This window comes from Chitinilyticum litopenaei DSM 21440 (assembly GCF_000428145.1).
GTDB classification, from domain to species: Bacteria; Pseudomonadota; Gammaproteobacteria; order Burkholderiales; family Chitinibacteraceae; genus Chitinilyticum; species Chitinilyticum litopenaei.
Map to the genome: position 1 here is coordinate 38,910 of NZ_ATZJ01000016.1, position 25,681 is coordinate 64,590.

The following is a 25,681-nucleotide window of genomic DNA, read 5'->3' on the forward strand; positions in this document are numbered from 1 at the left end:
GGGCGTGCGGCACTCACCGGCTTGTCCTGTCCGCGCGGGCCGGGACGGGCGCGCACGGAGTATGGATGATTTTTTGCCACGCCATGGTACGCGCAATGCCCCGGCCAGACAAACGAGTAATCGCCACAATCAATGTGAGTTAAACTCACAGAACAGCGGCAAGCTGGCGCTGTTTCGGCCGATTAGGCGGCCATCATCGCATCATTCCCGCCAACAGGTTCCATTCCCTCACACCATGACCCAGTCGCTGCCCCCACTCAATGCCCTGCGCGCCTTTGAAGCCGCCGCGCGCCTCAACAGCTTCAGCGCCGCCGCCGACGAACTGCACGTCACGCACGGGGCGATCAGCAAGCAGATCCGCCAGCTGGAGGACTGGCTGGGATTGCGCCTCTTCGAGCGCAGCGGCGGACGCGTCAAGCTCTCGGAAACCGGCTGGCGCTATCTGGTGCAGATCCAGGACGGTTTCGACATCATCAACAGCGCCACCGCGCAGCTGCGCGAACCCTCGGCGCAACGCCGGCTGGTGATCAATTCGACACCGACACTGGCGATGCGCTGGCTCTTGCCGCGCATGGGCGATTTCCAGCGCGCCAACCCGGACATCGAGCTGCGCATCGCCACGTCGGATCGCGACATCACGCGGCTCGATGCGCCATTCGACATCGCCATCCGCCGCGGCCCCGGCGACTGGCCGGGCTATGTCAGCCAGCCCTTTCTGGAGGAATGGGAGCTGCCGCTGATGAGCCCGGCGCTGCTGGAGCGCCATCCGGTGAAAAAGCCCGAAGACCTGGCGCGCCACACGCTGCTGCTGGCCGACACGCGCCCGACCGCCTGGCCGCGCTGGCTGACGCTCGCCGGCGTTCCCGAGCTCAAGCCGGCGGCCAGCCTGCAGTTCGACCACTTCTATCTGGCGCTGCAGGCCGCGATCGATGGCCTGGGCATCACGCTCGGACCCTTGCCGATGATGCAGCACGAACTGAACGCGGGCACGCTGGTCGCGCCGCTGCCGACGCCGGTGGTGCCGGTGCGCGGCTATTGCTGGATCGTGCCGCGCAGCCAGATGGACGACGCGGCGGTCAACGCGTTTTGCAACTGGCTGGAGCGCTGCCAGGCCCCGGCCGGGCAGAGCGCAAGCCTGCCAGATTCAGTCAGCACACCCGGCCGCGACTGATGCAGGCCGAACACCTGGCCTTGCACGAACACACCAACATACCAAATACCCTATATGGCTGTAGCCATTAAGAATAAATGTTCTCAGCCATATACGGTTGTTTTCGCAAAACCCAGCCTGCGACACGGCGACACGCACCAAGACCTTGCAACGCAGAAACGCCGAAGAAAGACCAGACCACCAGCCGCAGCCGGGTTTCTCTGCCTCCTTCCCTCCGCTGCGTCTCTGCGTTGGGTCAAGAGTTCGGCCAAGTCACGCTGCGCTTCAACAAGAAAAAAGCCCGCCTGGTCAGGCGGGCTTTGCAGACTGCGTAGTGCGGGGCGGAATTACATGCCCATCAGCATGCTCGGATCAAACGGCTGACCGTTGAGCTGCATCTGGCCACCCTTGATGGTGAAGTTGCTCTTGATCAGCTTGCCATCGTTCTGCACGAAACCCTGGGCGACGATCTGCTCCAGCGAACCCTGGAACATGGCCAGCGCCATCTCGGCCTCTTCGGCCGGGTTGGTTTCGCGGATGACGCGCTCGATCAGGGCGCCCGGCACCTGCACGGCCAGGCTGGCATCGATCTTCGGCAGCATGGCTTGCGGATTGGCCAGGTCTTCTTCCTTCAGGCCCTTGCTGGCCACGTTCAGCGCCAGCGAGCTGTCGCCTTCCGGGGTCTTCAGCGCGAATTCGTAACCCAGTTTCGGATCCTTCTTCAGCAAGGCCAGCAACAGCTGCTGCATGGCTTGCAGATCGGCCATCGGGTCGGACTTGCACTGCAGGGGGCCCTGCGTCCAGAAGCGGTCGTTGTATTGCTTGAGCGCAGCGGCGTCGAGGTTGTCCAGGTTGTACTTCAGCGTCATGCTGCCGATGTCCTTGCCATTGAGCTGGACGCTGGCGATGCCGCCCTTGGCGCTGCCCGACATCAGCCCGCCAGTGACCTTGCTTTCACCGGTCAGCTCGGTCTTGCCCAGCTTGATGGCCAGCGGCGTGGCCTCATCCTTGAAATTCATGTCCAGGCTGGCCAGCGACATGCCGGAGGTGCCGACATACAGGCCTTCCGCCGAGCGCTTGGCCTGCTGCTCGAAGCTCAGCTCGCCCATGCTGATGTTCTGATTGTCCGGGGTAGCCAGCTCGACGCCGGGCACCTTGAGGGTGGCATCAAAGAAGCTCAGCGCCTCGTCGGACTTGATCGTGGCGGTCAGGCCCTTCCAGTTCAGCTTGCCCTGGGGATCTTCATAAGTCAGCGCCGGGCTGCTGATGGTGGTTTCGTAGGCGCCGGACAGCGCGAACTTGGTCACGATCTGCAGCGGCTCCTTGTCCTTGAAGATCTTGGCCAGCTCGGCCTTGGTCTTCGCGTCGTAAATGATCTCGGTGCTCATGCTCGGCGCAAACGGATGATGGCTGATCGTGTTGCGCAGCGTGACCGTGCCCAGCTCGCCCGGCAGCGACGCACCCTCGACCCCGTCGCAGCCGATGCGGTAGGTCACGTTTTCCACCGATGTGAACAGCCCTTTCTGGAAGTCGCGCTTGACGACCTTGATGATCGGATACTTTTTCAGCAGTTCGGCATTGCGCTCGACCGCACCATCGATCTTCTGGCCGGCATACCAGGCTGCGCCGACATAACCACCACCGGCCAGCAGGGCCGCTCCGGCCACGCCCAGAACAAGCTTGTTCATCGTTGATTCCTTTTTACATTGATCGTTGAAACTGTTAGGCAATTCATTGCGGCGACAGTTATATGCGAAAAATAATTACTTTGGTGTAATTTTTTGTAGGGCTGTGGCGTGGATCACGCTGAAAGCCTCCGTCATGCCAGCACCGCAGCAGCCAGCAGGCCGGGGAAGGCGCAAGCGCTACCCGCCGCGTCGGGCCAGGTGCCCAGGTACAGCAGCATGAGCGCGCAGCAGGCAGCGACAATCTTGGCTGGCGGGCTTGTAGCAATTCCATAATTCGATAATAATGGAATCATTGAAGACTGACACGGCAAAGCAGCGCGGCCGCCCGCCGTGCCGGGCACGGGATGACAGCACGCCATCACACGCCCGCAACAGTGCCGCCGTTTAATCGCTCTGGCACGACGCAGCGACGTCCTGCCTGCGCTGGCGGCCTGTACCGCGGATGGGCGGTCGGGCATCCGGCCACAAAGCAACAGCAGGGTATATAGACCGAACCCAATGCAGCAATGACTTTCAACCACATACCCACAACACAACCAGGGATCATCATGAGCAAGAAATTCAATGTCCTGTTTCTGTGCACCGCCAATTCGGCCCGCTCCATCATGTCCGAAGGCCTGCTGAACCACCTCGGCGGCGAGCGCTTCCAGGCTTACAGCGCTGGCAGCCAGCCCGGAACACAACCCAATCCGCTGGCCATCGAGCTGCTGCAGAAGCTCGGTCACGACACCAGCTATATGTATTCCAAATCCTGGGATGTATTCGAGGGCGAAGACGCGCCGAAGATGGACATCATCATCACCGTCTGCGGCAATGCGGCGAAGGAAACCTGCCCCTACTGGCCCGGTCATCCGGTTACCGCACATTGGGGCTATGACGACCCGCACGGTGAAACCGAAGAAGAAAAGCGCCAGTCCTTCGCCAAGATTTTTCTGCAGATCAAGCATCGCATCGAACTGCTGATCAGTTTGCCGGACGAGAAAATCGCCCATCTGGCCCATATCCGCGAAATCGGTGAACCCGGTGTGCTGGACGGAGTGAAGGCAGAATGAGCCAGCCCGCACTCGGTTTTTTCGAGCGTTACCTCACGCTGTGGGTGGCGCTGTGCATCGTCGTCGGCATCACGGCAGGCCAGCTGATTCCGGCCCCCTTCCGGCTGCTTGGCGAAATGGAAGTCGCCAGGGTCAACCTGCCGGTGGGCGTGCTGATCTGGGTGATGATCATTCCGATGCTGATGAAGATCGACTTCGCCGCACTGAAGGAAGTCGGCCAGCACTGGCGCGGCATCGGCGTAACGCTGGGCGTGAACTGGCTGGTGAAGCCGTTTTCGATGGCGCTGCTGGGCTGGCTGTTCATTCGAGAACTGTTTGCCCCCATGCTGCCCGCCGATCAGATCGACAGCTACATTGCCGGCCTGATTTTGCTGGCGGCGGCGCCCTGCACCGCCATGGTGTTCGTCTGGAGCCAGCTGGTGCGCGGCGAGCCGCACTTCACGCTGAGCCAGGTGGCGCTGAACGATGCCATCATGGTCGTCGCGTTTGCACCCATTGTCGGCCTGCTCCTGGGCATCTCGGCGATTACCGTGCCCTGGGACACGCTGCTGGTGTCGGTCGGTCTTTACATCGTGATTCCGGTCATCCTGGCGCAACTGGCGCGCAAGGCGCTGATCGCGCACGGCAGCCTCGATGCGGCGCTCAAGCGCATCCAGCCGTTTTCACTGTTTGCACTTTTGGCCACGCTGGTGCTGCTGTTTGCCTTCCAGGGCGAGCAGATTCTCAAGCAGCCGCTGGTGATCGCGCTGCTGGCCGTGCCCATCCTGATCCAGGTGGTGTTCAACTCGGGGCTCGCCTACGTGCTCAACAAGAAGCTGGGCGTCGCGCATTGCGTGGCCGGGCCGTCGGCGCTGATCGGCGCGTCGAACTTCTTCGAGCTGGCCGTGGCTGCGGCGATCAGCCTGTTCGGCTTCCAGTCGGGTGCGGCGCTGGCCACCGTCGTTGGCGTGCTGGTCGAAGTGCCCATCATGCTGGCCGTGGTGGCGGTTGTGAACCGCAGCAAGGGCTGGTATGAGGCCACCGCCTGATACATGACTACCGATATGCCTGCGGCCTTTTAGTGCAAATGGCTGCAGGCATATACCCCATAGATAGGCCAGGCATGCGCAAGGCCTGCCAGCTGGCTAGTCCAGACGGGCCTTTCCCGAGCCCGATGCATCGGCTGCAATGTCCAGCGCCTGCAGTACCGGACCAGCATGGCCTGCCCCTGGCCGCGCCCGGCGGCCATTGGTCGCATCGGCGCACCGCACGGACTGAAAACGATTATTCTTAATGGAATCAGTTGGATAGCCAGCACACGGAGGCCAGCATGATCACCAGCCCCATCGGCAGCAATGCCCTCACTCTGCCCGGTACACGCAGCCTGGACAGTGCGCGCGCCGCCCAGGAAAAAACCCTGCAGTCGCTCGCCAGCGGCAAGCGCATCAACAGCGCAGCCGACGATGCCGCCGGCTCGGCCATCGTCGAGCGCTTTGCCGCGCAGATTGCCGGCAACACGCAGGCCGCCCGCAATCTCAACGACGGCATTTCGCTGGCACAAACCGCCGACGGCGCGCTGGCCACGCTCAGCGACAACAGCCAGCGGCTGCGCGAACTGACGGTGGCCGCCGGCAACAGCACGCTCTCGGCCACCGATCGCGCGGCCTTGCAGGCCGAAGCCGACGCGCTGAGCCAGAGCAATCAGGACATCGTGCGCAACGCGCAATTCAATGGCCAGCCGCTGCTGCAAGGCGGCAGCGTCACACTGCAGGCCGGGCCCAATGCCGGCGACCAGCTCACCTTCAGCGGCGGCAGCCTTGCCGCCGGCAACACGGCATTGGGCAGTGTGCAGGGCCGCATTGACCTTTCCAGCCCGAGTGCCGCCAGCCAGTCGCTCGACCAGCTCGACAGCGACCTGAGTCGGCTGGCCGAGCAGCGCAGCCAGCTTGGCGCCGTGCAAAGCCGGCTTGAGGCCGGCATCGGCAATCTGCAGCAAACCGCCATCAGTGAATCGGCAGCAAAGAGCCGCATCGGCGACACCGATTATGCCGCCGCCACCTCGCGCTCGGTGCTGGAGCGCGTGCGCGGCGAAGCAGCGCTGGCCATGCGCGCGCAAGCCAATGCCAGCGCGCCGCAGGTACTCAGCCTGCTGCGCTGACGCCCGTCATCCACTGCGGCCATCATCGACAAGCGCGGGTATAATCCCGCGCTTTTGTCTGCCTGCCGCCATGAGCCAGAAATTCATCTACCTCGCCACGCTGGAGCGCCTGGATACCTGGGTGAAATACCGCGCCAGCCTGTGCAGCGACTGTCAGGCGACCTGCTGCACGATGCCGGTGGAGGTCAAAGTGGGCGACCTGGTGCGCATGGGGGTAGTCGCCCCCTTTGAGGCCGAGCACGAGGCGCCAAAAGCGATTGCCAGGCGTCTGGAGAAGGCCGGCATCATCGAGCACTTCAACTTCAAGCAGAGCATTTTCACGCTGGCCCGCCGCGCCAATGGCGACTGCCGCTACCTGCACGCCGAAACACGGCGCTGCACGATTTACGAGGCACGCCCCAACACCTGCCGCAACCACCCCAAGATCGGCCCGCGCCCGGGCTATTGCGCCTATCGCAACAAGCCCTGACAGAGGTTTTGCCAAACCCGGCCTTGCGCAGCCGGGGCGAGACAAGCAGGCAACAGGCTGCAACACATGAAAAAACGGGAAGGCAGCGCCTTCCCGTTTTTTCAAGCAAGTACCGTAAACCGATCAGCGGTTTTGCTGGATGCCGGCCACCACCCACTGCTGGCCGCTGTCACGCCATTGCGAGAAGTGCCAGATTTCATCAAAGGCCTCGGCAGCAGCGCCTTCGCTCTCGCGGATCTGGCCGTGGAAGCGCACGCTGGCCAGCTGGCGATTGCCTTCAAGCTCGAAATTCACCAGCTCGGACTCCACGCTCACCACATCGGTACGCTGTGTAGCGCTGCCGCGCTCGGCGATGTCAAGCTTGATCTCGGCGAACATTTCCGGCGACGTGAACTGGCGCAGGTCGTTCAGATCGCCCGCATCGTTGGCGGCCTGCATGCGGATGAAGGTCAGCTTCGCTTCGCGGGCAAAGGCGGCGGCGTCAAAGCCCACCGGCAGGTTCAAGGCGGCGACCGGTGCAGCAGCACCGAAACCGCCGGCAGCGCTGGTGAACGCGGCCGGAGCGGCGCTCGGCGTGGGCTGCCAGGCTTGCGGGGCACCGGCTGCCGCATAGTGAGCATGCGGATTGGGGGCGTACGGGTTGGCCGGGGCGCTCGCGCGACGGCGGGACATCAGCAGGCGGATCACGAAGAAGACCGCGACGCCAATCAGCAGCATGGTCAGCAGGCTGCCGAATTCCGCACCCAAGCCGAGCGAGGAAAACAGCGCGGCAAGACCAAGGCCGGCGGCCAGGCCAGCCAGCGGGCCCATCCAGGAGTTTTTCTTGGGTTGCGCGGCAGCGCCAGCCGGAGCCTGTTGCGGCGCAGCCTGCGCCTGCTTCTGGGCTGGAGCTTCACGTTGCACGCCCGAGTTGCGGCCGCCGCCGACACGCTTGGCTTCCGCATCGGGAACCACCATCGCGAATGAGATAAAGACTGCAAACAAGGCAATCAGGATGCGTTTCATGCTTCATCGTCCTCTGTAGTTGTGCTGGCAAACGGATTCACCAGTTGCTGCAGACTCAGGTGGTGGCAAATGGTTCCCATTGCAAGACAGACGCAAGACAGACGCGAGCGCGTGACTTCTTTCCCCGGCCAGCCGGCTTTTGCCGGGTTAGAATCCCGCCATGCCCGCATTCAATCGCCTGCTGCAACACAGCCTCGCCCTGCTCCTGCCGCTACTGCTGCTGGCGTGCAGCACGCCACCGGCCCCCGTCGTCAGCCAGCCGGGCCATTACCGCGTACAAGCCGGTGACACCCTTTACCGCATTGCCAAGGCGCACGGGCGCAGCGTGGCGGAGCTGACGCGCTGGAATCGCCTCAGCGACCCGGCCGACATCCGCACCGGACAACTGCTGCGCGTGACGCCACCCGACGCGCCGGTGACCGGCAAACCGGCGCCGGCACCGCGCCCGACAGCAAGCCCGCGCCCTACACCAAGCCGGCCAGCGGGCACCCCCGCCCCGACCAGCGCGCCAGCCCCGCAGGAAACGCTGCAGTGGCCGGCGGAAGGCGCGCTGCTCTACCGTTTCGATGGTCAGCGCAACAAGGGCATCGGCATCGCCGCCAGCGCTGGCAGCCCGGTGCGCGCCGCCGCCGCCGGCAAGGTCGTGTACGCCGGTGACGGCATCCGCAGCTACGGGCTGCTGCTCATCATCAAGCACGACAGCGGCCTGCTCACCACCTATGCACACAACCGCAAGCTGCTGGTCAAGGAAGGTCAGCGGGTCAGCGCCGGCCAGGCGATTGCCGAGGCCGGCGACAGTGGCGCGGATCGTGTCAAAGTGCATTTCGAAGTGCGGCAGCATGGCCAGGCCATCGACCCGCTGCGCGTGCTGCCGGAGCGCTAAGACCCTGCATACCCATGGCCGTGTCAGTCTGAAGCCATTACTCCAATTAGGCCAGAAGCCAATACCCTTATCAGAGTGCGCGCACCGGGATGGCGATCTGGCAGCCGAAGCGCCGGGTTTCCGCCTCGAAGCCGTGGCGAGGCAGGTAGATTTCGAAGCAGGGGCGATCGTCGAGCTGCAGGCCGCTGTCGGGCAACCACTCGCGGAACAGCGTCATCCACATGTCGCCACATTCCTCGGGCAGGCCGAAGAACTCGTACAGCGCATAACGCCCGCCCGGCAGCTCGCGGATCGCCGCCTCGCCGCTGGCGCTGAAGCCCGCGTCGACGGCCACGGCCGCGTCGTAGCGACACTGCGCGGGCGCGGTGATGGTCGGGTCGTCCAGGCTGATGCCGTACATCGCCCGCCCGCCGTGCAGGCCGTGCGCGCCGCACCACTGGTTGAAGCGCTGCCAGTGCTCCCAGATTCCCGGCCCGCCATACGGGCCGGTGCGGCGCAGGTAGGCGATGCGTACCGGTGCGAGGGTTTCGATGGTGATGGCGTTGGCGTCGAAGGTCATGATGGTCTCCTTGGGCAGCTGCAACCCCGTGGCTGCAGACATGCCGCTATCATCGCCCTGCCCGTCGCCCGGCGCCTGACCGGACTTGCCATCAAGCTGACCGAACTTGCTATTGCCATGCCGCGACTTGCGCTGCGCCGCGTAGCCTTCCTTGCGCCAGACGCTGGGCGAGCAGCCGAACTGCTGGCGAAAGGCCCGCGCAAAGCTCTCGCCCGAGCCAAAACCGCAATCCAGCGCAATGGTCAGCACCGGCTTGTCCGCCTGCATCACCAGGCGCATCCCGGCAATTTCCAGCCGGCGGCGGCGGATATAGTCCGCCAGCGTCTCCCCCTGCCAGGCCAGAAACAAGCGGTGAAAATGAAACGGTGAAAACAGCGCCAGCTCGGCCAGCGTCTCCAGCCGCAGTTCCTCGGCCAGATGATGGTCGATGTAATCGAGCACGCGGTTGAAGCGCGCGGTGTATTCGCGCCGAAACGGGAAATCATTCATTGGAAATTGCCACACTCACCCTGTCCCTGAATAGTCAGAACAAGGAATACACCAACACGGCCACGATCAGGATTGCAAACAGCAGCAGCATGCCATGACTGCTGATCGGCGGCGATGGCGGCATCAAACCCGGATGCAGAAGCAGATAGCGGTCGATCTGCTCCTTGGCTTCCTTCAAACCCACGCCCTGCTCGGTGCGCAGTCGCTTGATGGCGGCAATCTTGTTGCCTTTCACCAGCTCGGCGTACACCGCCGTTGATACCACCACATCCTGCTCTTGCATGGTCACTCCTGGTGCTCGGGAAATCACTACACACAGCCGCGCTGCTTCAGTACAGCCCACTGCTCGGCAGGCAGCCGGGCCTTGAGCGCAGGCAGCGGATCAACCGCCCCGGTGTTATCGGCATAGGCCACCACAAAGTCATCTGCCAGGGTCACCCCCGCCGCCCTGACCATCGCTTCCAGTGGCGCCATCACCTGCTTGAGCACCCGCAGCGCGGACGTATCACTTTGCTTCAACTGCATCAGCTGGGCATGCAGCAGGCAGGCCTCTTTCAGTGCCGGTTCGTCAAGCCAGTAGTCACAGCCAGCCACTTCCGCAGTTATTTCGTCAGGTGCCCACAGGGAATAACTGACGTCTTCCCCTGCTGCCAGAATGTTCTGGCGGTAGGATTCGCGCCCGCAGACCAGAAACGGCGGCCAGGCGGCGGACACATCCCCACTGGTGTAACACAGCAGCAGACAATACAGCGGTTCGTCGCGTGGCAATCGTGCAAGCGCGTCCTGCAAGGCCGCCAGCAGCAAGCTCTGCACGCGCGCTTCAATCGATTTCAGCGTTTCGCCCCTGGGCAAGGCCAGATAGAGCAGGCGCTCAGTGGCGGGCTTGACCTCTCCGGCCGCGTCCAGATATTGCAGATCGATTCTTGCCAGTTGGCCGGCGGCGTCATAGCTGTATAGCTCACGGCAATCCCAGTGCGGTTCACCTGCCGTCCAGTTGCGCGTCACCGTGCATTGCAGGCGCTCTCCCTGATAGACATAGCGTGTCGTGAACCCGTGACTGCGAAAGTGCACCGCATACTCCAGCAATCGACCTGCGTCATAACGGGACATATCAATCGAAGCCAGCCGGTCACCCTCGCCGCAATCGAGCCGAACGCAGCACTGAGGTGTGTGCAGGCTGGCTTGCAGGCGGCACCCGTTCTGCGAACACTCGATCAGAATACGGCCGGCAGCATCCAGCCCGTGGCGGACATGCTTTTCCGGTTTGGCCTTGTCGTCGGTCAGCCAGCGTGCGGGCGCCGCTCCGTACAATTCACGGGCGAACGGGGCAGCGAAACTCATGGATTCCGTCGCCCAGCGCCAGCGCACTACCTGAGCGTGTGCAGCGGCCAGCAAGCGCTCCACCTCTCCAGGCCCGGAGTAATGGGCAAACAGCCCAGCAAGCTCTTCATCCGGACTGGCAGTGTCAAAGCGGTGTTCAAGCATGGCAAAGATTGCCCTCTTGGCTGAGTTAGTGCTTGCCGGTGCTGCCGAAACCGCCTTCGCCGCGGTCGGAATCGGCGAATTCTTCGACCACGTTGAAATCCACCTGCACCACCGGCACGACGATCAGTTGCGCGATGCGCTCCATGGGCTGGATGGTGAAGCTGCTCTGGCTGCGGTTCCACACCGACACGAAGAGCTGGCCCTGATAGTCGGAATCGATCAGGCCCACCAGATTGCCCAGCACGATGCCATGCTTGTGGCCCAGGCCCGAGCGCGGCAGGATCATCGCCGCCAGCCCCGGGTCGGCCAGGTGGATCGCCATGCCGGTGGGGACCAGCGTGGTGGCGCCGGCGGCCAGCTCCAGCGGGGCCTCCAGGCAGGCGCGCAGGTCAAGACCGGCCGAACCCGGCGTGGCGTACGCCGGCAGATTGTCCTTCAGACGTGCATCGAGCACTTTCACATCAAGCGTTGCCATGGGTATGTCTCCTTGACCATTTCAGTTGTTAGCTTGCAGGGCAATACACTGCACTGTATTTACCTGGCGCGCTGCTGCTGCCAGCGCGGGTAGAGCCGCGCGATGTGCGCGATCAGCTTGCGGGCGATGTCCTGCTTGGGCGCGCGTGGCAGGCGGTGCTGGCCGTCGTCGTCCATCAGGATGACCTCGTTGTCGTCGGCACCCATCGCGGTCTGCACCAGATTCGCCACCAGCAGCGGCAGCTGCTTGCGCTTGCGTTTCGCCTCGCCATATTCGAGCAGGTTCTCCGACTCGGCGGCAAAGCCGACACAGAACGGCGGATTGTCCGCGCAGGCGACGCTCGCCAGAATATCGGGATTGGGCGCCAGCTCCAGCGTGAGGATGTGCGCGTCCTTCTTGATCTTGTGCTCGCTCTGGTTGAGCACGTAGTAATCGGCCACTGCCGCCACGCTGATGAAGAGCTCGGCGCCGGCGATGCGCTCGGTGACCGCGCTGAGCATCTCCTGCGCCGATTGCACATTGACGCGCGTGCACCCCAGCGGGGTGGCCAGCGGCGTGTCGCCGGCGACCAGCGTGACGCTCGCGCCGGCCTCGACGGCGGCGCGGGCGATCGCGAAGCCCATTTTCCCGGAGCTGGTATTGGTGATGCCGCGCACCGCGTCGATGCGCTCGAAGGTCGGCCCGGCGGTGATCAGCACCGTCTTGCCAGCCAGGAGCTTGGGCTGGAAGAAGGCTTCCACTTCCTCGAACAGTTCTTCGGGCTCGAGCATGCGCCCCATGCCAACTTCACCGCAGGCCTGGCTGCCGGAGGCCGGCCCGAGCACCAGCGCGCCGTCTTCCTTCAGCTGGTCGATATTGCGCAGGTTCGGCGGGTTTTCCCACATCTGCCGGTTCATCGCCGGGGCGACCGCCAGCGGACACGTGCGCGCGGCGGCCAGCGTGGTCAGCAGGTCGTCGGCGATGCCATGGGCAAGCTTGGCGATGACATTGGCCGACGCGGGCGCGATCAAGAGCAGATCGGCTTCGCGCGTGAGATTGATGTGCGCCATGCTGTTGCCGACCTCGGCATTCCACAGCGCGGTATGCACCGGGTTGCCCGACAGCGCCTGGAAGGTGGCCGGCGTGACGAACTCGGTGGCCGACGCGGTCATCACCACGTGCACGCTGTAACCGGCCTTGACCAGCAGGCGGGTCAGTTCGGCACTTTTGTACGCGGCGATGCCGCCGCTGATTCCCAGTACGATGCGCTTCTGCATTTTTGACTAAACCTGTAAGCACTGCTATAGCGATGAGATAGTTTACCCCGGATAATTCATTGGGACACAGGATGATGGCGAGGCGTTTCGCGAGAGAATTCACACGCTTGCGCCAAGCCCATAGCCGGCCATGAGCGCGAAGCAAGCGTGTGAAGGCACCGCGAAACGGCCGCCAGCGAGCATGCAGGCTCGAAGAGCCGCCTGATGGATTAATTGGGGTTTAACGAGTTTGCCCCTTGCCAAGCAAAGGCAAATCGATTCCGGCCGGCAAAACGGCCTCAAGCTGTCAGCTGTGGAGAACGGCGTGTCCATCACCGACTGGCCCGAAGCGGATCGTCCGCGCGAAAAACTGTTGCGCAACGGCGCGCAAGCGCTCAGCGATGCCGAGTTGCTGGCGATCTTTCTGCGCGTCGGCCTGCCTGGCAAAAGCGCGGTCGATCTGGCGCGCGAACTGCTCGACCACTTCGGCAGCCTGCAGGCGCTGTTTGCCGCGCCGCTGCCGGCGCTGTCGGCCATTCCCGGCATGGGTTCGGCGAAGTTTGCGCAAATCCAGGCGGTATTCGAAATGGCGCGCCGTGCCCTGCACGAAGAACTGGCCGAGCGCGACGCCTTCACCAGCCCGGATGCGGTGCGCAGCCTGCTGGGCCTGCGGCTGCGCGGCCTGCCGCACGAGGAATTCCACGCGCTGTTTCTCGACCAGCAGCACCGCCTGCTGGCCGCCGAAATGCTGTTTCGCGGTTCGCTGTCGGAAACGCGCGTCTACCCGCGCGAGGTGGTCAAGCGCGCACTGGCCACCAATGCCGCCGCCGTGATCGTCGCGCACAACCACCCTTCCGGCGAGGCACGGCCATCCGCGGCCGATCTGGCGCTGACCCAGCAGCTGAAAAGCGCGCTGGAGCTGGTGGAAATCCGCCTGCTCGACCACTTTATCGTTGCCGCTCATCGGATTGTTTCGCTGGCGGAAAACGGACAATGCTAGCTGGCGCACACGCTGCGGCCGCATCGTGAGCCGCTCGCTGCAGCGGCCGGGCAAAAGACTCGTGAAAGCTTCTCAGCAAAGCCCGTTGCGCGCCGATATAGCGCATGACGCCCTTGTTTTGCGGGAGAGCATGATGCGCATCACCGACAGTACCGTAGCCGTGGCGGCCCAGCGCCAGTACAGCCAGCATCGCGAGGAATCGCTGACCATCCGCATCGACCGCCCGGTGGCCAGCACGCCACCGGCAGCCGTGCCGCGGCCGGAGGTCGAGCTGTCCAGTCAGGGACTGGAGGCCAGCCAGGGGCTGGACGAGGACGGGGAAAGCAGCCTTGACCCCAAGCTCAGCCTCATCAAATCGCTGCTGGAGGCCATGCTGGGCATACGCATCAAGCTGGGCGAGGTGCCGCGCAACAGCCCGACGGATGCCGGCGCGGCGCTGCAGGCGCCGCCAGACGCAGCGGACCAGGGCGGCGTGGCGGTGAATTACCGCCGCGTTTTCGAGGAGTCCGAAACCACGCAATTCGCCGCCGCCGGCATCGTACGCACCGCCGACGGCCGCGAGATCAGCTTCAGCAGCGAGCTGACACTGGCGCGCAGCTATCGCGAAGAAATCACCTTCGGCATGGCCAGCGGCAGCCTGGCGCGCCCGAAAAAAGACCCGCTGGTACTCAACTTTGCCGCGCCGGCGGCCACGCTGTCGGCACAGCGCATGGCCTTTGACATCGACAGCGATGGCCAGGCCGACCAGATCGCCACGCTCAATGCCGGCAGCGGCTTTCTGGCGCTGGATCACAACGAGGATGGCGTGATCAACAATGGCCGTGAACTGTTCGGTGCGCAGAGCGGTGACGGCTTTGCCGATCTGGCGCACTACGATGACGATGGCAATGGCTGGATCGATGCCGGCGATGGCGTGTTCGCCAGACTGAAACTGTGGCTGAAAGACGACAGTGGCCAGGATCAGCTGCTGACGCTGGCAAGCATGGGCGTGGGGGCGATCTACCTCGGGCGCGCACAGGGCGATTTCAGCCTCATGGACCACCAGAATGCCGAACTGGGCCAGATCCGTGCCAGCGGCATCTTTCTTGGCGAAGACGGCTCGGTAGGCACCGTGCAGCAGATCGATCTCACCGTCTGAAGGGTGCGCCAGCGACCATTACAGTCACAGCTTTGCCGCCATTTTTCACACACAGTTAGTCACTACTGCGACTGTGCCAGCGCTTTTCCCGGCGAACTGTACCGGTCATCTTACGGGAAATCCCCTATTCACGGCTGCGCAGGCCTGCCCCGATGATGCCGTTCAGCGCATTGGCGCTGCCGTGTTTTGCCCCTGAGCAAGCCGGTTCGCCAGCCACCGCAGCCCGGGTTCAGTTCAGATCAACCCGGCCAGCTCGACTACTTTCGCCCCTGTTTCCGCAAGGATTGATCATGAGCATCTCCCGCCTCAGCCTGATGGCCGTTGCCACCGCCGTCGCCCTCTCCGCCTGCAGCAAGCAGGACGCCAACCAGCCCGCGGCATCCGCGCCGGCCACCGATGCCGCCGCCGGCGGCGACGTGATCAAGATCGGCGTTGCCGGGCCGCTCACCGGCCCGCTGGCCCATATCGGCAAGGACACCGAATTCGGCGTGCGCATGGCGGCCGAGGATGTGAACGCCGCGGGCGGTATCGAACTGGGCGGCAAGAAATACCTGATCGAGATCGTGGCCGAAGACGACCAGGCCGATCCGAAAACCGCGACCGCCGTTGCACAGCGCCTCGTTGACGCCAAGGTGGCCGGCGTTGTCGGCCACGTCACCTCGGGTGCGACCATTCCTGCGTCGAAGATCTACAGCGAAGCCGGCATTCCGCAGCTGACCCCGTCGTCGACCGCCACCGCCTACACCGCGCAAGGCCTGAAAACCACCTTCCGCATGATTGCGAACGACAGCCAGCAGGGCAAGGTGCTGGGCGCCTATGCCACCGAAAAGCTGAAAGTGAAGAAGGTGGCCATCATTGATGACCGCACCGCTTACGGCCAGGGCCTGGCAGACGAGTTCGAGAAGGCCGCCAAGGCCGGTGGCGCCGAAGTCGTGAAGCGCGAATTCACCAGCCCGCAGGAAAACGACTTCTCGTCCATCCTGACCAATGTGAAGTCGGCCCAGCCCGAGCTGATCTTCTTCGGCGGCATGGACGCGCAAGGCGCGCCGCTCAAGAAACAGATGACCAAGCTGGGCGTGAAGGCGCAGCTGCTCGGTGCTGACGGCATGTCGACCGGCGAATTCGTCAAGCTCGCCGGTGCGGATGCCGAAGGCACCATCACCACCCAGCCGGGCCAGCCCAAGGACAGCCTGGCCGGCGGCAGCGCCAAGGATTTCTTCGCCAAGTTCAAGACCAAGTTCAATGTCGATGTGCAGCTTTACGCGCCGAACTCCTATGACGCCCTGATGGTGCTGGTGGAAGCGATGAAGCGCGCGGGCTCGGCCGATCCGGCCAAGTACCTGCCGGAAATGGCCAAGACCGATTACAGCGGCCTGACCGGCAAGATCACCTTCGACGACAAGGGCGACCTGAAAGATGGCGCCATCACCGTCTACCAGGTGAAAAACGGCAAGCAGGAAGTGCTGGAAGTGGTTGGCGGCGCGCCCGCAGCACAGTAATCGTTGCATTGCAGCAACAGCACAACAGGGTGGCCGCGGCCACCCTGTTTTGTCTTGATCCTTGCGTCGCCGGCTCCCGGAGCAGCCAGGAAGCTGTTCACGATTTTTTCACGCGCGAAAAGATCGTGAATAGGTTCTAAGTTGATAACTCTGACTGCGGAGACGCCGCAATGCCCTCGCACCCGTCGCTGGCCAGCCTGGAAGGCCTGCTCGACCTCTCCGACGACGTCCTGCTCGCCGAACTCGACCGCCACTCCGGCGCCGCGCTGGATGGCGCGCTGCACAAGTCCGCAGCCCTGGCAGTCGGGCTGGCGGGTGAACTGGCGCAAGCCCGCCAGCGCCAGGGCGGGGTGGACACCCTGCTCGCCGAATTCCCCATCCAGGAACCCAGTGGCCGGGCCTTGCTGGAGCTGAGCGAGGCCATGCTGCGCATTCCCGATCAGGCCACGGTCGACGCGCTGATCCGCGAAAAACTGCAGCAGGCGCACTGGCACGGCCAGTCGGGCGCGCAGGCCCCCTGGCTGGTGCGACTGGCCGGCTGGGCCTTGCAGCATGCCAGCAGCTGGTCAATGAGCGGCGTTGGCGAGCAGATCGTCCGCCCGGCACTGAAACTGGCCATCGAGCAGCTGGGCCGGCAGTTCGTGATTGCCCGCGATATCGAGACCGCCCTGGCGCGCCGCCAGGAGGCGTTTCTGTATTCCTTTGACATGCTGGGCGAGGCCGCGCTGGGCCACGACGATGCCGAACGCTATTTCGCGGCCTATCTGCACGCCATCCGCGCCGTCGGCCACGCGGCGGACGGCATGGGGCCGCGCCTGGGGCCGGGCGTATCGATCAAGCTGTCCGCCCTGCATCCACGCTTTCAGCCCTTGCAGCGCGAAACGCTGTTTGCCGAACTGCTGCCGCGGCTCGCAACACTGGCGCAAGCGGCGCGCGAGGCCGACATCGGCCTGACCATCGACGCCGAAGAAAGCGAGCGCCTGATCATCACGCTGGAACTCTTCGAGCGCCTGGCGCTCTCGCCCGCGCTGGCCGGCTGGGACGGACTGGGCCTGGCCGTGCAGGCCTACCAGAAACGCGCAGCCGGCGTGATCGACTGGCTGGCGCATCTGGCGCACCGGCGCGGCAGCAGCCTGATGGTGCGGCTGGTCAAGGGCGCTTACTGGGATACGGAAATCAAGCGCGCCCAGCAACTGGCGTTGCCAGCCTATCCGGTCTTTACCCGCAAGCAGTTCACCGACCGCGCCTACCTGCATTGTGCGGCGCGACTTTTCGAGGCTGGCAACTGGCTGTATCCGCAATTCGCCACGCACAATCCGCACACGCTGGCCGCCGTGCTGCAGCTGGCTGACCCTGAGGCCGAGTACGAATTCCAGTGCCTGTATGGCATGGGCGAAAGCCTCTACCGTCTGCTGCCCAGACACGGCATCAGCGCCAGTTGCCGGGTCTATGCGCCGGTCGGCGAACAGACGACCCTGCTGCCCTATCTGGTGCGCCGCCTGCTGGAAAATGGCGCAAACACCTCTTTCCTGCATCGCCTGCATCTGGCCGAGGCGGCAGAAGATAGTAGCCAGGCGCTGCCGGCGCCCGATGCCATCCATGCGCCGCGCACCAGCCAGCCGGGGCTGGACCTGAACCGCCCGCTGGCGCTGGCTGCGCTGCTGGACGCCAGCCTGACAGCCGCCGGCCACCACGCCAGCGCCGCTCCCATCCTCGCCAATGGCATACCCGAAGGGGATAGGCTGCTAACCGCCGTCAACCCTGCCTTGCCAAGCGATACATTGGGCAGTATTACTCCGGCCAGCCTCCGGGACATCGAGCAGGCACTCGCTGCGGCCAGCCAGCCCGCCACGCCGCCCTGCAGTGAACAGACCGCGGCCTGGCTGGAGGCCTGCGCCGAGCAGCTGGCGCAGGCACAAGCGGAACTTGTGCAACTGCTCTTGCGCGAGGCTGGCAAGGCACTGCCCAACGCCTTGTCCGAAGTGCGCGAAGCCTGTGATTTCTGCCGTTACTACGCCAGTGAAGCGCGGCGCAACTGGCCAGAGGGGCCACTGGCGCCGCTGGGCGTACTGGTGGTGATCAGCCCCTGGAATTTCCCGCTGGCCATCCTCACCGGCCAGATCGCCGCGGCGCTGGCCACCGGCAATCGCGTACTGGCCAAGCCCGCCCCGCAAACCGGGCTGATTGCCACTCGGCTGGTCCATCTGCTGCACCAGGCCGGCGTGCCGCGTACCCATCTGCAACTACTGCCCGGGGATGGCGACACCGGCACGCGGCTGTGCGCCGACGCACGCATCGCCGGCGTGCTCTTCACCGGCTCGCTGCCGACCGCGCAGGCCATTCGCCGCAGCCTCGCCGCGCGGGATGAGCCGCGCGTGCTGATTGCGGAAACCGGCGGCGTGAATGCGCTGATCGTCGACAGCAGCGCCCAGCTCGACCAGGTCGTGCAGCAGGCCATCGAATCGGCTTTCGACAGCGCCGGCCAGCGTTGCTCGGCCTTGCGCGTGCTGCTGGTGCAAAGTGACATCGCCGAGGCCTTGTGGCAAAAGCTCGCCTGCGCCATGCAGACGCTGCGCCTGGGCGACCCCTGCGACCCCGCTACCGACATCGGCCCGGTCATTGACGAGGCGGCCAGGCAGCGCCTGCGGGATGCCTGCACCACGCTGCTCGCTCGCAGCCTGCGGCATGTGCAGCTGCCCCTGCCCGAACTCTGCCTGGCCGGCCATTTCGTCGCGCCGGCACTGATCGAACTGCCGCCCGAGCAGCTGCCACGAGAAGAAATCTTCGGTCCGCTGCTGTGCTTTGCCGCCTACCCGCGCGAACGCCTGCCCGACATCCTCGCGCAGCTGGAGCAGGCCGGCTATGGGCTGACGCTGGGCATCGCCAGCCGCCTTGGCGGGCAGATTGACGCGATCATCGCCCGCAGCCGTATCGGCAATTACTACGTCAATCGCAACCAGATCGGCGCGCTGGTCGACGAGCAACCATTTGGCGGCTGCGGGAAATCCGGTACCGGCCCGAAGGCTGGCGGACCCTGGCTGCTGTGGCGACTGGTGCAGGACGGCTGCCCGCCAGCCGGCGTGGCCAGCAAGCCGCTGCCGGTAAACCTGCAAAGCCTGATCGATAGTGAATTGCCGCCAGCGGACGCGCTGCGCCTCACCCTCCTGCTGGACAGCTATCCGGCGCTGGACCGCGACGAGGCACTGGCCGATCGCCCCGGCAGCACCGGCGAGCGCAACCGTTACGGGCACCGGGCGCTGGGCGTGCTCCTGTGCACGGCCGGGGACAGCCGCGAAGCCCTGCATCAGGTGGGGGTGGCGCTATTGAGCGGTAATCTGCCGCAGCTCAGCGACACGGAAGAACACCGGCGCTGGCAGCTGGCGCTGCCGCTGCTGCAGATTGCCGATACGCCCGGAGCCGGCGTGCCGGCCGGTGTGCTGGCCACCCCGGCCGACCGGCCAGCCCTTGAGCGCCAGTACGCCGCGACCAGCGACGCCCTGCTGCCGGTCATCAGCAGCGACGGCACGGGGCTTTACCCCTGGTATCGCTTGCGCTACGAGTATTGCATCAGCATCAATACCGCCGCGCTGGGCGGCAATGCCGAGCTGCTGGCGCAGGCGCCGCTGTAGCTAACCGCAACATGCGATACTACCAAGGGTACCAACCTGCAGCCCTTTCTCTTAAATGGCTGCAGAGCAATACCCAACCAACCATGCGGCCTTGCGGCAGAGACTCAGGCTTCCGGCGTAAAAGTCAGCGCGACCGAATTGATGCAGTAGCGCTCGCCGGTCGGTTCCGGCCCATCGGGGAAAACGTGGCCGAGATGGGCGTCGCAGGCCGCGCAACGCACTTCGACGCGGACCATGCCGTGGCTGTAATCCATGATGCGGCGAATGCGTCCCTCGCCTTCTTCCGCCCAGAAACTCGGCCAGCCACAGCCGGCATCGAATTTGGTGTCCGAGCTGAACAGCAGGGCCGCACAGCAGACGCAGTGGTAATGCCCGCTGGCCGTTTCGCGATACAGCGCACCGGAAAATGGCGGTTCGGTGCCAGCCTCGCGGGTGACGCGGTAGGCTTCCGGGCTCAGTTGGGCGCGCCATTCGGCGGCAGTCTTGCTGATGGTGCTCATCGCTCCTGCTCCTTGTTGTTCCCCCTGGCGACGGGCAGCGCCTGCAGCCAGTCCAGCAGCTGGCGCATGACCTCGGGAAAATGCGTGTTGCACATCAGTGCATGACCGGCTTCGGGAATCATCACCGGCCGCGTGCCCCAGGCCTGGGCAGTCAGCCAGATGTCGGAAAAGGGCAAAATGCGGTCACTGCCCGCGCCCATCACCAGCACCGGACAGTCATGCACGCGCGGCAGCAGCCGCCAGGGTTGCGGCATCCACAATTGCGACAGGGCCTGGATGGATTCCGGCTGCACACGGCTGGCGAATTCGCCCAGATGCGCCTCGTCGGTGTCCGGCGCAAACAGCAACTCGCGCACGAAGCGCAGGTCCGGCTCCGGCATGGCGCCAGCGGCAAAGCGTTGCAATTCCATCAGCAAGCCCGGATAGCAGGTGCCCATATAGGTCAGCGAACCGGCGAGGCCATAGGGCGGCACGCTGGCCAGCAGCGCCAGCCCCGGCACCGGCATGCGCTCGGCAATCCGCTGCAGCAGATAGCCGCCCAGCGAATGCCCCACCAGAATGGGCACCCGGCCGATGCGCTCCAGCGCCCAGTCGATGTCCTGCAGGTAGTCGCACAGGGTGAACTGGTGCAACTGCTCGCGACCGGGGCTGGCGCCGTGGCCCGAGAGGCTGAGTGCAAAGCTTTCCCAGCCAGCTGCGGCGAGCGCGGCCTGCGTGGCTTCCCAGCACCAGGCTGCGGCAAACGCGCCATGCACGAGCAGCACCGGCGGACGCACTGCCCCCGCCGTTCCGGCCGCTGCGGGCACATGCACAAGTTCCAGCGCGTCGCTCATTCCCGGCTCACTTTTTCATTAGAGACTGCTACTATCGGATATGACTGAAGGTTGACGCAAGGATCACGGCCATGCCCTATGTACGCCGCAACAGCGACGGCGAAATCACCGCCCTCTTTCGCGACCCCGAGCCGGGCGCCGAGGAATTCCTGCCGCTGCACAGCCCGGAGATCGCCGGTTTCGCCGGCAGCCAGCCGGATACCGAGCTGTTTCAGGGCCTGGACATCGAGCTGATCCGCGTGCTGGAAGACCTGATCGACGTAATGATCCACAAGAACCTGCTGCGCCTGACCGACCTGCCATTGCCCGCCCAGCAGAAGCTGCTGTCGCGCAAACGCCTGCGCGAATCGCTGTCCAACCAGATCAATTTCAGCATCGGCCCGGATGACGGCCTGATCTGAGGCGCCGGCAAGCGACGGGGCTGCGCAACAAGCAATCACGCAGCAACAGCGCCTGGCGTGAATAATGCCAGCCCCCCCATTTGCCCGCCACCGGCCAACTCGCCGATAATGCCGCGCGCTGCCTCTTGCGGGTTTCCGGCAGCAGCGTCCCACGAGCCCGAAACACACCGGAGCTCGCCATGGCCACAGGCTGGATTGTCCTTTCCCTTGCCGTATTCACCGAAATTGTCTGGGCGCTGTCACTCAAGCTGATCCAGCTGCATCCCAAACCCTGGCTGATCCTGGGCTCTGTTGAGGTTTGATTAGTTTTTACGCAGCCCAGCCAGCTTGCCGGGGCGCGAAGCCAAGCGCAAGTCAATACGGGTATTGACGAGCATTGGCGACAAAGCATCCGGCCAGAATGGCGGGGCTGCCCTGCGGGCGATGGGCTCTTTTGCCCCATTACGGCGTTATTTGCCACTGACAGTACCCGTACTGTGGCGTGGCAAATGCCTGGTACTGGGGCAAAATAGCCCATCGCGTAAAAATTAATCAAACCTCAACAGAGCCTAGGTTCGGTGCTGCTGTCGTTTCTGAACATGGGCCTCTTGTCCTGGGCCATGCGCGACATTCCCGCCGGCACCGCCTATGCAATCTGGACCGGACTGGGCGCCATCGGCGTCACCCTGGGCGGCATCATCTGGTTTGGCGACCCGCTGGGCGCCAGCCGCATCGCTTGCCTCGCGCTGATCGTATTGGGCGTGGCCGGCCTGAAACTGAGCAGCTGAACTGCATACCCGTCACCTCATAGAACTGCAGCCCTTATATGAAAAGGGCTGCAACTCCATACCCAAAGCTCACCTGCACAACGCCGCATCTGCCGTCAGGGCACTCAGCCCCGCGCCAGCGCGCGGCCCCAGCCCTCACCGCCATGCGGCCGCCCGGCCGGCGGAGCCGGTAGCAGCGCTGCGCCCTCGACATTGCGCAGCCACTGGCGATACACCTGCCCGGCCAGCACATGCAGGCGCGCCACCCGCGCATCCAGATCATGCAGGATCGCCGCCTCGCCCTGCACCGAGGGCAGATGCTGCCACTGGTGCAGCGCAGCGCGATCCTCCGCGCACCAGGCGCGCACGCTGGCGACAGTGACTTCCAGATGCGACTGCAGACCCAGGTGCGGCCCAAGGGCAAAGCCCTTGTTGATGCAGTAACTGCCAAACAGGATGCGCTGTGCACCGCGCGGAATGCCGAAGGTGTCGAAATGCCAGTGGAACATCTCCAGCTCGCGCCGCTCGCCCAGCCAGTGGCGAGCCTGCGGCAACACGGTGGTCAGCACCCTGCCCCAGCCGATCTGCGGCACGCTGTTGCGCCTGACTTTGGCGCCCAGCGCGCGCGCCAGCATCTGCCCGCCGAAGCAGTGGCCGAGAATCGGTCGGCCCAGCCGCAGCGCGTCAGCCAGCAGCGCGTCTTCGCGCCTGAGCCAGGCATGGCCGTCGTTGGCACTGGCGTTCGAGCCCAGCACGATGACCGCGCTGAACTCGCCGGCCTGGCGCGGCGGCGTGTCGCCGGCATCGATGGCGAACAGACGGTGGGGAACGGCGAGGCTTTCCAGAAAGGTCTGGATAAAGCCCGGGCCTTGTGTGGCCTCATGGCGGCAGATGGCGATCGGTTTCATGGCGTGGTCCGCGTTGTTGCGAGCACTGCAGCCTGGGCAATCCACCAAAAAATCGGTGCAAAAAAGCCGAGCATCGGCATGAAAAAGGCATAAAGGCGAGCATCGCCAAGCCTATCCGCAATACGCGCACTGGCGCCATGTGCGGCATGCCGGCCCGGGGCCCGAGCATCGCCATGCAGCAAGGGGATGGCGCCCCGCTTGCCAGCCAGCCTGCCACTTGCTTAACGCCCCGCGCATTGTGCGCCACGGCATTTATCGTGAAAGCCGGCGTGCCGAAATGGCGGCATTTTTATGCTTTCTTTATGCCGCACTGCACGATCTTTGCACCGGTTTTAGCCACCAATTCTTACAGTTCAGCATGTGGGCATTGCCCCGTGGAGAACCGAAATGGACCTGATATTCCTGAGTTTGCTGGCTGGACAAACGCTGCTGCTGCTGGGGCTGATCGCCCTGTGCGAGCGCAATGGAGGCAAGAAGACATGAACCTGATCGACATCATCGCCGCCGCGCTGCTTGCGGGGCTGCTGGCCTATCTGTTTTACGCGCTGTTCAAACCGGAGCAATTCTGATCATGACAAGCAATGCACTGCTGCAACTGGGGCTGTATCTGGGCCTGTTGCTGATCCTCGCCTGGCCGCTGGGGCGCCTGATCGCCAGCGTGATGGCCGGCGACACTCCGCTGGCGCTGCGCTGGCTGCACCCGGTCGAACGCGCCTTCTATCGTCTGGCCGGTGTCGATGAAGACAGCGAGCAGAACTGGAAGCGCTACACGCTGGGCCTGATTCTTTTCAACCTGACCGGCGCACTGGCCGTTTACGCGCTGCAGCGCCTGCAGGGCGCCCTGCCGCTGAACCCGCAGGGCCTGGGTGCCGTGTCGGCCGATTCGGCGTTCAATACCGCGATTTCCTTCGCCACCAACACCAACTGGCAAGGCTATGGCGGCGAAACGACGATGAGCTACCTCACGCAGATGCTCGGCCTATCAGCCCAGAACTTCCTGTCGGCGGCGACGGGTATTGTCGTGGCCATCGCACTGATACGGGGCTTCGCGCGCAAGGGCGCTGGGGTATTGGGCAATGTCTGGGCCGACCTCACGCGCATCACGCTCTATGTGCTGGTGCCGCTCGCCTTTGTCATTGCGCTGCTCTTCGTCAGCCAGGGCGTGCTGCAGAATTTCCGTCCCTACCAGGACGTGCAGACCGTCGAGGCGGTGAGCTACCAGCAGGCCAGCGTCGATGCATCCGGCAATCCCGTTCTGGACAAGGACGGCAAGCCGGTGATGGAAACCGTCAGCACCCAGAAACAGACGCTGGCCATGGGCCCGGTGGCCTCGCAGGAAGCGATCAAGCAGCTCGGCACCAATGGCGGCGGCTTCTTCAACGCCAACTCGGCCCACCCCTTCGAAAACCCGACACCGCTCACCAACCTGATCCAGATGCTGGCGATCTTCCTGATCCCTGCCGCGCTGTGCTTCACCTTCGGGCGCATGGTCGGTGACGCGCGCCAGGGCTGGACGGTGCTTGCATCGATGACCGTGCTCTTCGTCATCGCCTACGGCGTGCTGGTCGGCGCGGAAATCGCCGGCAACCCGGCGTTCACCAGGCTCGGCCTGGATTCGGTGGCCAATTTCGAGGGCAAGGAAACGCGCTTCGGGATCGTCGCTTCCAGCCTCTTCGCCACCATCACCACGGCGGCGTCCTGCGGCGCGGTCAACGCCATGCACGATTCGCTCACCCCCATCGGCGGCATGGTGCCGACGCTGCTGATGCAGCTCGGTGAAGTGGTGTTCGGCGGCGTCGGCTCCGGGCTCTACGGCATGCTGGTCTTTGCGATTCTCGCCGTCTTCATCGCCGGGCTGATGGTCGGGCGCACGCCGGAATACCTGGGCAAGAAGATCGAGGCTTTCGAGATGAAGATGACCGCGCTGGTGATCCTGGTGACGCCGCTGCTGGTGCTCGCCGGCACCGCTATTGCCGTGAGCGTGGCTTCGGGCAAGGCGGGCATCTACAACCCCGGCGCGCACGGTTTTTCGGAAGTGCTTTATGCCTTCTCCAGCGCGGCGAACAACAACGGCTCGGCCTTCGCCGGTCTGTCGGCCAACACGCCCTTCTACAACATCATGCTGGGGCTGGCGATGTGGTTTGGCCGCTTCGCGGTGATCGTTCCGGTGCTGGCGATGGCCGGCAGCCTGGCCGCCAAGCCGCGCCTGCCGGCGAACGCCGGAACGCTGCCCACGCACGGCCTGCTGTTTGTCGTGCTGCTGGTCGGCTCGGTGCTGCTGGTGGGCCTGCTGAACTACATCCCGGCGCTGGCGCTCGGCCCCATCGTCGAGCAACTGCAGATGTTCGGACACTGATGACTCGGCTACTGATGGCTCGGACACTGATGCCCGGCCCCACT

At 64.4% G+C, this 25,681-nt stretch carries 25 protein-coding genes; 15 read left to right on the forward strand and 10 right to left on the reverse strand.

Translation table 11 applies throughout. The annotated features are described in order from the left end of the window. Positions 1-235: 235 nt before the first annotated feature. On the forward strand, positions 236-1,171 hold the full coding sequence (locus C515_RS20245) for a transcriptional regulator GcvA (protein WP_051304769.1): 936 nt from the start codon (positions 236-238) through the stop codon (positions 1,169-1,171). Between the two features lie 326 nt (positions 1,172-1,497). Here the strand turns inward: C515_RS20245 and C515_RS0108040 are convergent, their stop codons facing one another. Then, on the reverse strand, positions 1,498-2,838 hold the full coding sequence (locus C515_RS0108040) for a YdgA family protein (RefSeq protein WP_028455097.1): 1,341 nt from the start codon (positions 2,836-2,838) through the stop codon (positions 1,498-1,500). A gap of 548 nt (positions 2,839-3,386) precedes the next feature. On the opposite strand from C515_RS0108040, the gene C515_RS0108050 reads away from it, so the two are divergent. The 4 genes from C515_RS0108050 (at position 3,387) to C515_RS0108065 (ending at position 6,496) form a co-directional block, all read left to right on the forward strand. Then, positions 3,387-3,890 (forward strand): arsenate reductase ArsC, encoded by a 504-nt coding sequence (locus C515_RS0108050; RefSeq protein WP_043648706.1) that lies wholly within the window; start codon positions 3,387-3,389, stop codon positions 3,888-3,890. Beyond that, complete coding sequence (arsB, locus tag C515_RS0108055; protein WP_028455099.1) at positions 3,887-4,918, forward strand: ACR3 family arsenite efflux transporter; 1,032 nt, start codon at positions 3,887-3,889, stop codon at positions 4,916-4,918. The genes C515_RS0108050 and arsB overlap by 4 nt, the downstream gene beginning before the upstream one ends. A gap of 281 nt (positions 4,919-5,199) precedes the next feature. Continuing rightward, positions 5,200-6,027, forward strand: a complete 828-nt coding sequence (locus C515_RS0108060) for a flagellin (RefSeq protein ID WP_043648737.1) — start codon at positions 5,200-5,202, stop codon at positions 6,025-6,027. A gap of 70 nt (positions 6,028-6,097) precedes the next feature. Beyond that, positions 6,098-6,496 carry a YkgJ family cysteine cluster protein gene (locus tag C515_RS0108065; protein ID WP_028455101.1) on the forward strand — a complete coding sequence of 133 codons (399 nt, stop codon included), beginning with the start codon at positions 6,098-6,100 and terminating at the stop codon, positions 6,494-6,496. 123 nt (positions 6,497-6,619) lie between these two features. Here the strand turns inward: C515_RS0108065 and C515_RS0108070 are convergent, their stop codons facing one another. Continuing rightward, positions 6,620-7,501, reverse strand: a complete 882-nt coding sequence (locus C515_RS0108070) for a Tim44 domain-containing protein (protein ID WP_028455102.1) — start codon at positions 7,499-7,501, stop codon at positions 6,620-6,622. A 160-nt stretch (positions 7,502-7,661) separates the two neighbouring features. Between C515_RS0108070 and C515_RS0108075 the strand changes: the two genes are divergently transcribed. Then, a complete protein-coding gene (locus C515_RS0108075) occupies positions 7,662-8,384 on the forward strand; it encodes a peptidoglycan DD-metalloendopeptidase family protein (protein WP_043648716.1) in 723 nt (240 codons plus the stop codon). A gap of 70 nt (positions 8,385-8,454) precedes the next feature. On the opposite strand, the gene C515_RS0108080 is transcribed toward C515_RS0108075, so the two are convergent. From C515_RS0108080 to coaBC, 5 genes are read right to left on the reverse strand one after another with little or no spacing between them, the layout of a single operon-like run. Then, on the reverse strand, positions 8,455-9,432 hold the full coding sequence (locus C515_RS0108080; protein ID WP_028455104.1) for an AraC family transcriptional regulator: 978 nt from the start codon (positions 9,430-9,432) through the stop codon (positions 8,455-8,457). A gap of 34 nt (positions 9,433-9,466) precedes the next feature. Next, complete coding sequence (locus C515_RS0108085; protein WP_028455105.1) at positions 9,467-9,715, reverse strand: hypothetical protein; 249 nt, start codon at positions 9,713-9,715, stop codon at positions 9,467-9,469. A 26-nt stretch (positions 9,716-9,741) separates the two neighbouring features. Beyond that, a complete protein-coding gene (locus C515_RS0108090) occupies positions 9,742-10,917 on the reverse strand; it encodes a hypothetical protein (protein WP_051304770.1) in 1,176 nt (391 codons plus the stop codon). Positions 10,918-10,942: 25 nt separating this feature from the next. Next, a complete protein-coding gene (gene dut / locus C515_RS0108095; protein ID WP_028455107.1) occupies positions 10,943-11,392 on the reverse strand; it encodes a dUTP diphosphatase in 450 nt (149 codons plus the stop codon). Between the two features lie 59 nt (positions 11,393-11,451). Then, complete coding sequence (gene coaBC, locus C515_RS0108100) at positions 11,452-12,648, reverse strand: bifunctional phosphopantothenoylcysteine decarboxylase/phosphopantothenate--cysteine ligase CoaBC (protein ID WP_028455108.1); 1,197 nt, start codon at positions 12,646-12,648, stop codon at positions 11,452-11,454. Between the two features lie 304 nt (positions 12,649-12,952). Between coaBC and radC the strand changes: the two genes are divergently transcribed. From radC to putA, 4 genes are all read left to right on the forward strand, one after another. Next, a complete protein-coding gene (gene radC, locus C515_RS0108105; protein ID WP_028455109.1) occupies positions 12,953-13,627 on the forward strand; it encodes a RadC family protein in 675 nt (224 codons plus the stop codon). A 130-nt stretch (positions 13,628-13,757) separates the two neighbouring features. Beyond that, a complete protein-coding gene (locus C515_RS0108110; protein ID WP_144290399.1) occupies positions 13,758-14,765 on the forward strand; it encodes an SPM autocatalytic domain-containing protein in 1,008 nt (335 codons plus the stop codon). 290 nt (positions 14,766-15,055) lie between these two features. After that, complete coding sequence (locus C515_RS0108115; protein ID WP_028455111.1) at positions 15,056-16,264, forward strand: branched-chain amino acid ABC transporter substrate-binding protein; 1,209 nt, start codon at positions 15,056-15,058, stop codon at positions 16,262-16,264. A 170-nt stretch (positions 16,265-16,434) separates the two neighbouring features. Next, positions 16,435-19,893: a bifunctional proline dehydrogenase/L-glutamate gamma-semialdehyde dehydrogenase PutA gene (putA, locus tag C515_RS20250; protein ID WP_051304771.1), complete on the forward strand. Its 3,459-nt coding sequence runs from the start codon at positions 16,435-16,437 to the stop codon at positions 19,891-19,893. A 104-nt stretch (positions 19,894-19,997) separates the two neighbouring features. Here putA and msrB read toward each other — a convergent pair whose 3' ends face one another. Both msrB and C515_RS20255 read right to left on the reverse strand, forming a co-directional pair. Continuing rightward, positions 19,998-20,393 carry a peptide-methionine (R)-S-oxide reductase MsrB gene (gene msrB / locus C515_RS0108125; protein WP_028455112.1) on the reverse strand — a complete coding sequence of 132 codons (396 nt, stop codon included), beginning with the start codon at positions 20,391-20,393 and terminating at the stop codon, positions 19,998-20,000. Next, entirely contained in the window at positions 20,390-21,226 is an 837-nt protein-coding gene (locus tag C515_RS20255) for an alpha/beta hydrolase (protein WP_051304772.1), read from the reverse strand. Before C515_RS20255 ends, msrB begins: the two co-directional genes overlap by 4 nt. Positions 21,227-21,297: 71 nt before the next feature. Here C515_RS20255 and C515_RS0108135 point away from each other — a divergent pair, with 71 nt between their 5' ends. The 3 genes from C515_RS0108135 to C515_RS20260 all read left to right on the forward strand — a co-directional run bounded on the left by C515_RS0108135 (position 21,298) and on the right by C515_RS20260 (position 22,394). After that, complete coding sequence (locus tag C515_RS0108135; protein WP_028455113.1) at positions 21,298-21,627, forward strand: hypothetical protein; 330 nt, start codon at positions 21,298-21,300, stop codon at positions 21,625-21,627. A 179-nt stretch (positions 21,628-21,806) separates the two neighbouring features. Next, positions 21,807-21,929: a hypothetical protein gene (locus tag C515_RS24785; RefSeq protein ID WP_281170858.1), complete on the forward strand. Its 123-nt coding sequence runs from the start codon at positions 21,807-21,809 to the stop codon at positions 21,927-21,929. Between the two features lie 255 nt (positions 21,930-22,184). Beyond that, positions 22,185-22,394, forward strand: a complete 210-nt coding sequence (locus C515_RS20260) for a DMT family transporter (protein ID WP_245575006.1) — start codon at positions 22,185-22,187, stop codon at positions 22,392-22,394. 104 nt (positions 22,395-22,498) lie between these two features. Here C515_RS20260 and C515_RS20265 read toward each other — a convergent pair whose 3' ends face one another. After that, entirely contained in the window at positions 22,499-23,281 is a 783-nt protein-coding gene (locus C515_RS20265) for a type 1 glutamine amidotransferase (RefSeq protein ID WP_051304773.1), read from the reverse strand. A gap of 479 nt (positions 23,282-23,760) precedes the next feature. Here C515_RS20265 and kdpF point away from each other — a divergent pair, with 479 nt between their 5' ends. Both kdpF and kdpA read left to right on the forward strand, forming a co-directional pair. Next, a complete protein-coding gene (kdpF, locus tag C515_RS24015; protein ID WP_158380795.1) occupies positions 23,761-23,850 on the forward strand; it encodes a K(+)-transporting ATPase subunit F in 90 nt (29 codons plus the stop codon). Between the two features lie 2 nt (positions 23,851-23,852). Then, a complete protein-coding gene (gene kdpA, locus C515_RS0108165) occupies positions 23,853-25,637 on the forward strand; it encodes a potassium-transporting ATPase subunit KdpA (RefSeq protein ID WP_028455114.1) in 1,785 nt (594 codons plus the stop codon). Positions 25,638-25,681 lie beyond the last annotated feature (44 nt).